The sequence below is a fragment of the Paraburkholderia sp. 22099 genome (genome assembly GCF_052045835.1).
Lineage (GTDB): Bacteria > Pseudomonadota > Gammaproteobacteria > Burkholderiales > Burkholderiaceae > Paraburkholderia > Paraburkholderia terricola.
In genome coordinates this window covers 125,529-138,193 of the sequence record NZ_JBQEPU010000012.1, presented here as the reverse complement: position 1 = coordinate 138,193, position 12,665 = coordinate 125,529, and the positions used below count along the sequence as shown (strand labels likewise).

Genomic DNA, 12,665 nt, shown 5'->3' with positions numbered 1-12,665 from the left:
CCGCGACGATGCGCGACGAGTTCGACGAGCCGCAGCCGGCGCTTGAATCCACGCCGGCCGCCGTAACACCGGCGGCCGAGGCACCTGCATCCCTGCTGCCGCAGGTGCCGGCCGGCATCCAGCTGTTGAACCGCGATTTCCTGACCGATGTGGCGAACATTCCCGACGGGTCGATCGACCTGATCCTTTGCGACCCGCCTTACGGGCTCGGAAAGGATTATGGCAACGACTCCGACATGCGAAGCGGCGACGATTTTCTCGCCTGGACGCGTGGCTGGCTCGAGCTGGCTATCCCGAAGCTAAAGCCGTCGGGTTCGCTCTATATCTTCTGCACATGGCAGTACGCCCCGGAAATCTTCAGCTATCTGAAGACCAAACTCACGATGATCAACGAAATCATCTGGGACCGGCGCGTGCCGAGCATGGGCGGGACGGTGCGCCGATTTACCTCGGTGCATGACAACATCGGCTTTTTCGCGGTGTCGAAGGATTACTACTTCGACCTCGATCCCGTCCGCATCCCGTACGATGCCGTCACGAAGAAGGCGCGTTCGCGTAAATTGTTCGAAGGCAGCAAGTGGCTGGAGCTCGGCTATAACCCGAAGGACGTCTGGTCGGTATCGCGGCTGCATCGGCAACATGCCGAGCGCGTCGATCATCCCACCCAGAAGCCTCTGGAAATTGTCGAGCGCATGGTGCTGGCAAGCTGCCCAAAGGGCGGGCGCGTTCTCGACCCGTTCATGGGCAGCGGCACGACCGCAGTCGCTTGCGCCCGTCAGCGGCGCGAATTCGTCGGCTATGAGATCAATGAAAGTTACTGTGCGATAGCGCGTGAACGCGTCAGTGCCGCGGCAGCCCCTGCCGCGCCCCGCTCGGTCAAAACCAAAACTCAACGGCAGACCGAAGTGCAATGAGCAACGTGCAACAAGCGCAGTAGCCCAAAACCGAGAATATTTCCATGTCCCGTATCAAGAATACGTTTGCCGCACTGTCCGCCCAAGGCAAGAAAGGCCTGATTCCGTTCATGACGGCCGGCGATCCCGATCCGGCCCGTACGGTCGAATTCATGCACGCGCTTGCCGCTGGCGGTGCGGACGTCATCGAGCTCGGCGTGCCCTTTTCCGACCCGATGGCCGACGGCCCGGTCATCCAGCAATCGTCCGAGCGCGCGTTGGCGCAGGGCGTCTCGCTGCACCATGTAATCGCCGACGTCAAGCGTTTCCGTGAGACCAACGACAAGACGCCCGTCGTCTTGATGGGCTACGCCAATCCAATCGAGCGCATGGGCACCGAGGCCTTTGCCAGGGCGGCAAAGGAAGCCGGTGTCGACGGTGTGCTGGTGGTCGACTACCCGCCTGAAGAGTGCGTCAAGTTCGCCGAACAGATGCGCTCCTCAGGCATCGATCCGATCTTTTTGCTTGCGCCCACCTCGACGGATGAGCGCATCGCGGAAGTCGGCAAGATCGCCAGCGGCTACGTCTACTATGTCTCGCTGAAAGGCGTGACCGGAGCGGCAAATCTGGACGTTTCCAGCATCGCGAGTAAAATCCCGGCCATCAAGTCGCGCGTGCCCCTGCCGGTGGGCGTCGGTTTCGGGATCCGCGACGCGCAAACGGCGCGTCTGGTGGCGGAGGTGTCCGATGCCGTCGTGATCGGTAGCCGTATCGTGCAATTGCTCGAACAAGCGGCCCCGGAAGCCGCCGCCGAGACGCTCACGCGTTTCGTCGCCGAAGTGCGCGAGGCGCTCGATAGCGTCGCGACTGCCCGATAACAGTCATTTTTTGTCGTCTGAAGTGTGAGCGGTGGGTTCGTCCCGCCGTTTGCGCAACCGCTGACCCCAGAAGGATTCAATATGAGCTGGCTCGACAAGCTGCTGCCGCCGAAAATCAAACAAACCGACCCGAAGAACCGCAAGGGGATTCCGGAAGGCCTGTGGATCAAGTGCCCGTCGTGTGAAGCCGTGCTGTATCGCAACGACGTCGAGGCCAATCTGCACGTTTGCCCGAAGTGCGAGCATCACATGCGCATCGGCGCGCGTGAGCGGCTCGACGGCCTGCTCGACGCCGAAGGCCGCTATGAAATCGGTCAGGAAGTCGTCCCGGTGGACGCGCTCAAGTTCAAGGACAGCCGCAAGTACCCGGATCGCCTGAAAGAGGCGATGGACGACACCGACGAAACCGACGCAATGGTCGTGATGGGCGGCGCTATCCACACGTTGCCGGTGGTGGTCGCATGCTTCGAGTTCTCGTTCATGGGCGGCTCGATGGGTTCGGTGGTCGGCGAACGGTTCGTGCGCGGCGCGCAGAACGCGCTCGAACAGAAAGTGCCGTTCATCTGCTTCACCGCTTCGGGCGGCGCGCGCATGCAGGAAAGCCTGTTGTCGCTGATGCAAATGGCGAAAACCACGGCCATGCTCACCAAGCTCGCCGAAGCCAAGCTGCCGTTCATCTCCGTGCTGACCGATCCGACCATGGGCGGCGTGTCGGCAAGCTTCGCGTTCCTCGGCGACGTCGTGATCGCAGAGCCGAAGGCGCTGATCGGCTTTGCCGGCCCGCGCGTGATCGAACAAACCGTGCGTGAAAAGTTGCCGGAAGGTTTCCAGCGCGCCGAGTTCCTGCTAACGAAGGGCGCGATCGACATGATCGTCGACCGTCGCAAGCTGCGCGAGGAACTGGCGCAACTGATGGCACTGTTGAGCCATCAACCGGCGGACGCGGTCGCCTAAGCCGCGATCGCCATTGGCCGCCGCGCCGTGCGAGCGCGGTCATCGTCAGGAAGCAGTCAAAAAATAGCGCGCCGCATGAGCAATCAAGCGGCGCGCTGTCATTTCCGCGATAATCACGGTCTCGCAATCGAGCGCCGAGCGCCGGTTGCTCGCGCGGCCAGATGCGGTTTTGTGCGCATAAAGTCTGCAAGACAGGCGCTGCCGAGCGATTGTTCGAGCGCCGCCATGGCGCGCCGCGCCGGGCAATCGGCCGACCCGCGCACCTCCGTCACACTGCCTAACCGATTCACTCGCGATTCACCTGATGACCACATTCCCCACCCTCGACGCGTGGCTCACGCACCTCGAATCCGCGCATCCGGTCGGCATCGACATGGGATTGGCGCGCATCAGCCAGGTTCGCGACGCGATGCAGTTGTCGTTCGCGTGCCCGGTCATCACGGTGGGCGGCACGAACGGCAAGGGTTCCACCTGCGCGATTCTCGAATCGATTCTGCTGCGCGCGGGTTTCACGGTGGGCTGCCACACGTCGCCCCATTTGCTGTCGTTCAACGAGCGGGCGCGCGTGAACGGTGAAATGGCGAGCGACGCCGATCTGCTCGCGCACTTCGAAGCTGTCGAAGCCGCGCGCACGAGCCTCGCCGAACCGGTCTCACTGACTTACTTCGAATTCACGACGCTGGCGATCATGAGCCTGTTCGCCTCGCGCGGACTGGACGCGGTGATTTTCGAGGTCGGTCTGGGCGGCCGGCTGGACGCCGTCAATATCATCGATACGGACTGCGCGATCATCACCAGCATCGATATCGATCACGCGGACTATCTCGGCGATACGCGCGAGAAAATCGCTTTCGAAAAAGCCGGCATTTTCCGCCCCGGCAAGCCGGCGATCTGCGCGGACCCGGTGCCGCCGCAAACGTTGATCGATCAAGCCGAAAAGATCGGCGCCGAACTGTGGCTGTTCGGCCGCGATTTTCGCTACGAAGGGCAGGCCGGCAGCGAGCGGCAGCAATGGAGCTACGTCGGCCCGACCATGCGCCGCTCGGCGCTTGCTTATCCGGCATTGCGCGGCGCGAATCAGCTGATCAACACGTCGGCCGCGCTGGCCGGTCTGGAGGCGCTGCGCGACCGTTTGCCGGTCTCGGCGCAGGACATCCGGCTCGGCCTTGCCAATGTCGAATTGCCGGGGCGCTTCCAGGTCTTGCCCGGCAAGCCGGCCATCGTGCTGGACGTCGGCCATAACCCGCACGCGGCCGCCGTGTTGACGCAGAATCTCGGCAACATGGGCTTCTTTCCCTATACCTACGCGGTATTCGGCGCCATGCGCGACAAGGACATCGCCGGCATCCTGACGCATCTGAAAGGCGAGATCGACCATTGGTGCGTGACCGATCTGCCGACTCCGCGCGCGGCGTCGGCCGAACAACTGGAAGCGGCCTTGCGTGACCTCGGCGTCAGCGACGACGCGGACAGCAGCGTGACGCGCTACTCGACACCGGCCGAGGCTTTCCAAGACGCGCTAAAACGAGCGTCAGAGAATGATAGAATCGTGGTTTTCGGCAGTTTCTATACGGTAGCTGGCGTCATGTCCTACCGTAAATCGCAGCAACACTGAACGAGCGCCAGGCTCGAACCAAGCGATTCATGGGAATTTTCTCGTTCGGCAAGAAAGACGACGCGCCTAGCCGGCGTGGCGCAAACACCAGTTCCACTCGTGCGGCCCGGGGCGAGCGCGTGGAGCGGCGAACCCGCCGCACGGAGCGCACCGTCGATGCCGATGCGATGCTGCTTGACCCCACATTGCCGGAAAAACAGCGTGCGCGGCGCCGGCTCGTCGGCGCGATCGCGATGGTGGTGGCGGCGGTGGTCATCCTGCCGATGGTGCTGGACTCGCATCCCAAACCCGTCACCGACGACATTTCGATCGACATCCCCAGCCGTCCGGCGCCGAAGGCCACGAGGACCAACGAGGACACGCAGGCCGGCGTAGCACCCGACAATCCGACGCCCGACGCGGCGGTTGCCGCTTCCAGCCTCGCACCGGCGCCGGCAACGGCCGCCACGCAACGTGAGCAATCCGGCGCGGCGCGACAGCAAACCGGGCAGAGCGCCGAAACAAACGCGGCGTCCGCAGCCAAACCGTCAGCGAAACCGCAAACACCGGCCGTCGCCGCCAACATCGCGCCTGCGGCCCCCGCCAAGCCGGCGGCCAAACCGCCGGCCACGCGCGGCGCGGCGACCGCTGCCGCCGCTAACACAGACGACTCGAACACCACCGCCGCCAGCGCCGACGCCAATTCCGGCACGCCGGCATCGCCACCGGGCAGCCGCTTTGCCGTCCAGTTGGGCGCATTTGCGAACGACGCCAGCGCGCGTAATTGGGCAACCAAGTTGAAAGCGGCGGGTGTGCCCGCATATATCGAACATCGAAAGCAGGCCGACGGTACGACGCTTACGCTATTGCGCGCCGGTCCGTTCGCCGACCGTGCGGCCGCCAGCGCTGCGATTGCAAAAGTTCGCGAGGCCGGCTTGACGTCGGGCGCGAACAGCGGCGCCGCACAGTAAGCGAGCGATGTTCACTGCATTCGACTACGCTGTAATGGCGGTGATTGGTTTGTCGGCCTTGCGCGGCACGTGGCGCGGGTTTCTGTCCGAGATATTCGGGCTGATCGGCTGGATCGCGGCATTTTTCATTGCTTGCCGCTTCGTCGGTTATGTCGTGCCGTACATTCCGTCCACCTGGCCGGGCGGTGCGTTGACTCAATGGCTGCTGGCCTTCGCGCTGGTCGCGATCGGTGTGGTGCTGGTGGCGAGCGTGCTGAATGCGTTGCTGAGCCGTATCGTGCAGGCAACCGGCTTGAGCGGCGTGGACCGCTCGCTCGGTTTGATGTTCGGCCTCGCGCGCGGGGTCGTTCTGGTGGTGATTCTGGTCGCCCTTGCAGGCTTGACCGAACTGCCGCAACAGGAATTCTGGCGCAACGCCTTGCTTCGGCCCTATGCGGTCGAGGGCGTGCACGTAATGAAACCGCTGCTTCCGGAAACGCTTGCTGCCTACGTCCGTGTTTGACGATCAGCCGAGCAGGCGAGGGAACGCAGCAGGACTCCGGCGCAAACCGGTTGCCCTAAGTACTGGCGCATAGCAACGCGCACCATTGCGTAACACCGTGGGCACCCGGCGGCCATGACGAATTTCGTACCTTTGAAGGACATGCCATGTGCGGCATCGTAGGCGTAGTTTCCCATTCTCCGGTCAATCAGCTGATCTATGACAGCCTGCTGCTTTTGCAGCACCGCGGTCAGGACGCCGCCGGCATCGCCACCGCGAACGGTAGCAATTTCCACATGCACAAGGCTAACGGCATGGTGCGCGACGTGTTCCGCACGCGCAACATGCGCAGCCTGCCCGGCACGACCGGTATCGGCCAGGTCCGCTACCCGACCGCCGGTTCCGCGTCGAGCGAAGAAGAAGCCCAGCCGTTCTATGTGAACGCGCCGTTCGGCATCATCCTCGCGCACAACGGCAACCTGACCAACTGGCAGCAACTGAAAGATGAGATGTTCCGCATCGATCGCCGCCACATCAACACCAATTCCGACACCGAAGTGATGCTCAACGTGCTCGCGCACGAATTGCAGCTCTCCAGTTCGGGCCTGCAACTCGATCCGGCCGCGCTGTTCAAGGCGGTCTCGGGCGTGCATCGCCGGGTGCGGGGTTCGTATGCAATCGTCTCGCTGATCGCCGGCTACGGCCTGCTCGGTTTCCGCGACCCGTTCGGCATCCGCCCGCTGTGCCTCGGCAAGCAGGAAACGCCGGAAGGCGTCGAGTGGATTCTGGCTTCGGAATCGGTGGCGATCGAAGGTATCGGCTTCGAGTTCGTCCGCGACATCGCGCCGGGCGAAGCGATCTTTATCGACCTCGACGGCAATCTGCACTCGCAGCAATGCGCGACGAACCCGAGCCTGAACCCGTGCATTTTCGAACTCGTGTACCTCGCGCGTCCGGATTCGGTGCTGGACGGCGTGCCGGTCTACAACGTGCGTCTGCGCATGGGCGACTATCTCGCCGAAAAGATCAAGCGCGAGCTGCCCGACGTCGCGATCGACGTCGTGATGCCGATTCCCGATTCGTCGCGTCCGGCCGCGATGCAGGTCGCGAAGAAGCTGGGCGTCGAATACCGCGAGGGCTTCTTCAAGAACCGCTACGTGGGCCGCACCTTCATCATGCCGGGCCAGGCGGTGCGCAAGAAGTCGGTGCGCCAGAAGCTGAACGCAATGGGCATCGAGTTCAAGGGCAAGAACGTGCTGATCGTCGACGACTCGATCGTGCGCGGCACCACCTCGCATGAAATCGTGCAGATGGCGCGCGATGCCGGCGCGAACAAGGTGATCTTCGCTTCGGCGGCGCCCCCGGTGAAATTCCCGAACGTCTACGGTATCGACATGCCGACCCGTGGCGAACTCGTCGCCCACGGCCGCTCGGACGATGAAGTCGCGCGCATGATCGGCGCCGACCATCTCGTCTATCAGGACGTCGATGCGCTCAAGCAGGCGGTGCGCGACATCAACCCGGCGTTGAAGGAATTCGAAGCGTCCTGCTTCGACGGCAACTACGTGACCGGCGACGTCACCACCGAGTATCTCGATCGCATCGAAACCGCGCGTCTCGCACCGTCCTCGCAATCGGACCGCGACGCCGCGAGCGAAGCGATCGACGGCGGCGGCCCGGCACGTTCGCAACTGCATCTGCAACTGTCGGTGGGTTGAACGGTTGCGCTCGCGGCATGGCATGGCAGTGGCGCACTGCACGCCGCGCCGCGAGCGTGTTAGCATGACGGCTTGCGTCGATTTGATCTCAGCTTGCGGACGCGGGGCAACCCGAAACAGCTAAAGCGAATGGTGGAAAAGCCGCAGTCATCCGCCTCCGCTCCAGCTTTCCCCGCACATGAAGCCCGCTTATGCCGACGCAAAAGCGGGCTTTTTTGTTGCTGCCGTTCGCGCACGGCTCATTCACCTGAGCCACGCGCGCCGAACGCAGCCACGGAACATTGGAAACCAGAACCAACATGGACGACTCCCTGAACTTCGACACGCTGGCAGTCCGCTCGGGCACTGTGCGCAGCGGCTTCAACGAACATTCGGAAGCGATTTTCCTGACCTCGAGCTTTATGTTCACGAGTGCCGCGGACGCCGCCGAACGCTTCAAGAATTCCGAAGAGAACTACACGTATTCGCGCTTCACGAACCCGACCGTCACGATGTTCCAGGACCGGCTGGCCGCGCTCGAAGGTGGCGAGGCGTGCATGGCCACGGCTTCGGGCATGGCCGCGATCATGTCGGTGGTGATGTCGACGTTGCAGGCGGGCGACCATCTGGTGAGCTCGCAGGCGCTATTTGGCTCGACGCTCGGCATGTTCTCGCAGATCTTCAGCAGGTTTGGCATCACGACCACGTTCGTCGATCCGACCAATCTGGATGCGTGGAAAAATGCCGTGCGTCCCGAAACGAAGATGTTCTTCCTCGAAACGCCGTCGAACCCGTTGACCGAAGTCGCCGACATCGAAGCAATCAGCAAGATTGCGAAAGCGGCGAACGCGCTGTTCGTGGTCGACAACTGTTTCTGCAGCCCGGCCTTGCAGCAGCCGCTGAAGCTCGGCGCGGACGTCGTGATGCATTCGGCCACCAAGTTCCTCGATGGCCAGGGCCGCGTGCTCGGCGGCGCGCTGGTCGGCTCGAAGAAATTCATCATGGAAAAGGTGTTCCCGTTCGTGCGCAGCACCGGGCCGACGCTGTCCGCGTTCAACGCCTGGGTATTGTTGAAGGGCATGGAAACGCTGTCGCTGCGTGTCGAAAAACAGTCGGCGAATGCGCTCGAAATCGCGCGCTGGCTCGAAACGCATCCCGCCGTGAACCGCGTGTTCCACCCTGGGCTCGAATCGCATCCGCAGCATGCGCTGGCGATGCGTCAGCAGAAGGCGGGCGGCGCGATTCTCTCGTTCGAACTGAAGGGCGACACGCCCGAGCAGATGCGCGCGAACGCCTGGCGCGTGATCGACAACACGAAGATCTGCTCGATCACCGGCAATCTCGGCGACACGCGCACGACCATCACGCATCCGGCTACCACCACGCACGCTCGCGTGACGCCGGAAGCGCGCGCGGCCGCGGGCATCAGCGAAGGCTTGATCCGTTTGGCAGTGGGTCTGGAAAACGCCGGCGACATTCGCGGCGATCTGGCGCGCGGCCTGGCAGGTTGATCGAGTGGTTTGAACGCGGGGAGCGGGTCGCCTCAGCCGGCGGCTCGCGCAGTGAAACTCAGTGGCGCAACGCGCGCCATTGACCGGGCGCCAGCCCGAAACGCCGCGTGAATGCGTGCGTATAAGCGCTTTGATCGCCAAAGCCGATTTCCAATGCGATATCGGTCAACGAGAGGCGTGGATCGGAAAGCAGCGTGATCGACGTATCGAGCCGCAGGCGCTGCAAATAGCGATGCGGCGTTTCGCCGAACGCTTCAATAAAAAGCTGATGAAAGCGCCGCATGCCGAAGCCGCAATGCGCGGCGAGATCGGCGATACGCAGCGGTTCCGATAGATGCGCGCGCAGCCAGCGGTCGATTCGCGCGAAGTCCAGACCGGCGCCAGGTGCAGGGACACCCGCGGTTGTCGTGCCCGCGTCGGCCACCAACGCGGCACCGAGTCGCGCGGCCGCGTCCCAATGAAAGCGCCTGGTATGCAGGTGATCGTCACCTGCCGCACCGCCGGTGGCGTGCGCCGCGATCCGATGCACGAGTTGCGTGAGCGACGGGTCCACCGCTACGGCCCGCGCGCGGTCGAACAAACGCTCCGGCACGGCCAGCGAGGCGGCCGGCAAATCCAGCACCAATTGCCGGTTCTCGCCGACGCCCGCATAGTCGTGCCGCGCACCCGCCGGGATCAGCCAGGCGGAGCCGGCGTCGATCTGTTGCGCGACGCCGTCCACCGCCATCACCATCGCGCCGTCGAGCCCTAGCACGACCTGATGAAACTCGTGCACGTCCGACGCTTCGACCGCGCCGTAACGGCGCAGCGAAACGCTGGGTGCGGTGACGGCGGCGTGACCCATCGGCGTGACTCGTTGGCGATGCGCAATTACAAAACAGCGAAAAACTTAAACGCCGAGCAATTCGACTTCGAACACGAGCGTCGCATTCGGCGGAATCACACCGCCCGCGCCGCGCACGCCGTAGCCGAGTTGCGGCGGAATCGTCAGCTTGCGCGTGCCGCCGACCTTCATGCCTTGCACGCCTTCATCCCAGCCCTTGATGACCATGCCGCCGCCGAGCACGAAAGCGAACGGGTCGTTGCGGTCCTTGCTCGAATCGAACTTCTGACCGTCGGTCAGCCAGCCGGTGTAGTGCACGCTGACGGTCTTGCCGGCCACGGCTTCGGCGCCGGTGCCTTCGACGATGTCTTCGTACTTCAGGCCGGATTCGGTTGTTACTGTCGACATAGTCGCTCCTCAGGTCAAAAACGTAAAAACCGACATTGTAGGCGCGTTGGCGCCGCATGCCGAGGATTGCCGCGTGGCATGCCGATTGCGACCAGACTGGCCATCCGGCCAGGCTGGCTGCGCCAGGCCGCATGCCTATAATGGGGCTTCTTCAAACCATTCATGCAACGCCTGAGGGCTCGATCGTGACCACGTCTTACGCCGGCTCCGCCGGCGAACAGCCGGCTCCTTCCGGCTTCGCCGTCTCCGAACGTACTGCCCGCCTTCGTGCGGAAACCGCGCTGTTCATGCGCGATCATGTGCTCTCGCTGGTTTCGCACGATCTGCGCGGTCCGTTGAACGCCATTCATAGCTGGGCCTACGTGCTCGAGCGCAAGCTCGACGCGAACGACGCCAATGCGCAACGCGCCGTCACCGGCATTCGTAACGGCGTGGACCAGCAGGTGAAGCTGCTCGAGACGATCGTCGACGCCACGCGCGCCGAGACGAAATCGCTGGCGCTCGCATATGCGCCATTTCCGCTTCATCCGCTGATCGACGAAACCGTGGAAGAAGTCCGCTCGGGATTGGCTCGCGCGCGCGGCGTGGAGGTCAAGGTCGATTCGCAGCTCGCCACCGAGCAGCTCAACGGCGACCGCGAGCGACTCGCCGGCGCCTTGTGGGTGATGCTGACCTTCGCGGTCGAAGCAAGCGCGCAGGGCGCCATGGCCGCATTGGCCACACGCACGGACGCGACGAATTGGCACGCCACCGTCACGTACGACACGAACGCTACCGCGCTGAACGATCCGTCGTTGCCTCATGTGCTCGAAGCCTTTGCGCGCAAGCAGGCGCGCGAGCCGCGCGAAGCCAAGCGGATCGCATGGGTGCTGGCGCTCTGCAAACGCGTGGCGGAAGCGCATGGCGGCAGCTTCGAGCAAAGCGACGCAACCGAGAGCGCCGCAGCCACGCTCGCGCTGAAGGTGCCGCTAAGCGCGGCCGCAGCGAGGTGAGCGCCCGCCGACTGCGGCGCTTTCCCACGCGCCATTGAGGTTTCAACGAGCTTTCACCCTCTATACTGACAACTTTTGTTGCCGGAGCCCCCAGCTTTGATCCAGGTCGTCGCCCTTATCGGTGCGTTGTTGCTCGTTGCCCTCAATGGTTTTTTTGTCGCCGCGGAATTCGGCCTGGTCAAGTTGCGGCAGACGCGGGTGCAAAGCCTCGCCACCCGGCACGGCCTGCGCGGACGGCTGCTGGCAAAAGTTCACGGGCGTCTCGACGCGTATCTCTCCGCCTGCCAGCTCGGCATTACGCTCGCTTCGCTCGGGCTCGGCTGGATCGGCGAGCCGGCGTTCGCCGAACTGCTCATGCCGGTCTTCAGCCTGATCGGCGTGGAGTCGGAAAAGCTGATTCACGGCATCTCGCTGTTCTTCGCGTTCTCGTGCATTTCCTTTCTGCATATCGTGGTGGGCGAACTTGCGCCCAAGTCGCTGGCGATTCGCGAGGCGGAGAAAGTTTCGCTGTGGACCGCCATGCCGCTGTACGGTTTCTACTGGGCGATGTACCCGGCGATCTGGGTGCTCAATAGCAGCGCCAACGCGGTGCTGAAATTCGCGGGACTCGCCGAGGACCACGGTCACGACTCGCACTATTCAACCGACGAACTCAAGCTGATTTTGCGCGGCCGCCGCACCAACGTCGCGAGCGAGCTGGGTTCGCCGGAGGGCGCATACAGTCAGGACGAGTGGAACACCATCGCGCATTCGCTCGATTTCTCGCGCATGACTGTGTCCGACCTGATGCGTCCGGCCTATGAAATGATCGGCTTGCGGCTCGATCTGCCCACGCGCGAAAACATGCACGTCGTGGCGCAGCATCGCTTCAGCCGCTATCCCCTGTTCGAAGACGCATCCGGCGAGCGCGTGGCCGGCATGATCCATCTGAAAGACCTGCTGCTGGCGCGGCACGCGGGCAGCACGCTCGACGATCTCTCCAAGTACGCCCGCCCCGTGCAGTATGTGAAGCCGGAGATGCCGGCGCTCGAACTGTTTCGCCGCTTCCGCAAGGGTGCGCCGCATTTCGCGCTGGTCGGTCACAAGAACTCGAAGCCGATCGGCTTTCTCACGCTCGACAATCTGCTCGGCGCGCTGGTCGGCCAGATTCACGACGAATTCCGTCAGGGCGACGCCGACTGGTCGCGCATGGACGACGGCACGTTGATGGGCAAGGGCAGCTTGCCGGTGGTGTCGCTGGAGCGCGCGCTGGGCATCGATATCGACGAGGGCAAGGCCGAATCGGTCGGCGGCCTCGTGATTCAGGCGCTGAACGATCTGCCGTCTGAAGGTCAGAGAGTGGAGTTCGACCGCTTCGACGTGGTGGTCAAGAAAATGAAGGGACCGCGCATCGTGCTCGTGCGCGTGTACCCGAAAATCTTCGACGACGAAGGCGGCTGAGTCATGAGGCGGTGAACCGCCGC

At 63.5% G+C, this 12,665-nt stretch carries 12 protein-coding genes; 10 read left to right on the top strand and 2 right to left on the bottom strand.

Annotation, left to right across the window (positions count from 1 at the left end):
• The first annotated feature begins 8 nt into the window (after positions 1-8).
• The 8 genes from ACTJLC_RS14045 (at position 9) to ACTJLC_RS14010 (ending at position 8,979) form a co-directional block, all read left to right on the top strand.
• Positions 9-914 carry a DNA-methyltransferase gene (locus ACTJLC_RS14045; RefSeq protein ID WP_310130931.1) on the top strand — a complete coding sequence of 302 codons (906 nt, stop codon included), beginning with the start codon at positions 9-11 and terminating at the stop codon, positions 912-914.
• Positions 915-958: 44 nt separating this feature from the next.
• Complete coding sequence (gene trpA, locus ACTJLC_RS14040) at positions 959-1,771, top strand: tryptophan synthase subunit alpha (RefSeq protein WP_310130932.1); 813 nt, start codon at positions 959-961, stop codon at positions 1,769-1,771.
• An 81-nt stretch (positions 1,772-1,852) separates the two neighbouring features.
• Complete coding sequence (gene accD / locus ACTJLC_RS14035) at positions 1,853-2,725, top strand: acetyl-CoA carboxylase, carboxyltransferase subunit beta (RefSeq protein ID WP_073428587.1); 873 nt, start codon at positions 1,853-1,855, stop codon at positions 2,723-2,725.
• Positions 2,726-3,029: 304 nt separating this feature from the next.
• Complete coding sequence (gene folC, locus ACTJLC_RS14030; protein WP_310130933.1) at positions 3,030-4,340, top strand: bifunctional tetrahydrofolate synthase/dihydrofolate synthase; 1,311 nt, start codon at positions 3,030-3,032, stop codon at positions 4,338-4,340.
• A gap of 29 nt (positions 4,341-4,369) precedes the next feature.
• Positions 4,370-5,290, top strand: a complete 921-nt coding sequence (locus ACTJLC_RS14025; RefSeq protein WP_310130934.1) for an SPOR domain-containing protein — start codon at positions 4,370-4,372, stop codon at positions 5,288-5,290.
• Positions 5,291-5,297: 7 nt separating this feature from the next.
• Positions 5,298-5,792, top strand: coding sequence for a CvpA family protein (locus tag ACTJLC_RS14020; RefSeq protein WP_073428590.1), 495 nt, complete (start codon positions 5,298-5,300; stop codon positions 5,790-5,792).
• A gap of 146 nt (positions 5,793-5,938) precedes the next feature.
• The gene (gene purF / locus ACTJLC_RS14015) at positions 5,939-7,489 is read left to right on the top strand and encodes an amidophosphoribosyltransferase (RefSeq protein WP_073428591.1); all 1,551 of its coding nucleotides are present in this window, start codon (positions 5,939-5,941) and stop codon (positions 7,487-7,489) included.
• A 299-nt stretch (positions 7,490-7,788) separates the two neighbouring features.
• Complete coding sequence (locus ACTJLC_RS14010; protein WP_154874642.1) at positions 7,789-8,979, top strand: O-succinylhomoserine sulfhydrylase; 1,191 nt, start codon at positions 7,789-7,791, stop codon at positions 8,977-8,979.
• A 58-nt stretch (positions 8,980-9,037) separates the two neighbouring features.
• Here ACTJLC_RS14010 and ACTJLC_RS14005 read toward each other — a convergent pair whose 3' ends face one another.
• Both ACTJLC_RS14005 and ACTJLC_RS14000 read right to left on the bottom strand, forming a co-directional pair.
• The gene (locus ACTJLC_RS14005; protein WP_310130938.1) at positions 9,038-9,823 is read right to left on the bottom strand and encodes an AraC family transcriptional regulator; all 786 of its coding nucleotides are present in this window, start codon (positions 9,821-9,823) and stop codon (positions 9,038-9,040) included.
• Between the two features lie 45 nt (positions 9,824-9,868).
• The gene (locus ACTJLC_RS14000) at positions 9,869-10,210 is read right to left on the bottom strand and encodes an FKBP-type peptidyl-prolyl cis-trans isomerase (RefSeq protein ID WP_027803023.1); all 342 of its coding nucleotides are present in this window, start codon (positions 10,208-10,210) and stop codon (positions 9,869-9,871) included.
• 185 nt (positions 10,211-10,395) lie between these two features.
• Between ACTJLC_RS14000 and ACTJLC_RS13995 the strand changes: the two genes are divergently transcribed.
• On the top strand, positions 10,396-11,202 hold the full coding sequence (locus ACTJLC_RS13995) for a sensor histidine kinase (protein WP_310130940.1): 807 nt from the start codon (positions 10,396-10,398) through the stop codon (positions 11,200-11,202).
• Between the two features lie 96 nt (positions 11,203-11,298).
• Positions 11,299-12,642: a hemolysin family protein gene (locus ACTJLC_RS13990; protein ID WP_083081751.1), complete on the top strand. Its 1,344-nt coding sequence runs from the start codon at positions 11,299-11,301 to the stop codon at positions 12,640-12,642.
• Positions 12,643-12,665 lie beyond the last annotated feature (23 nt).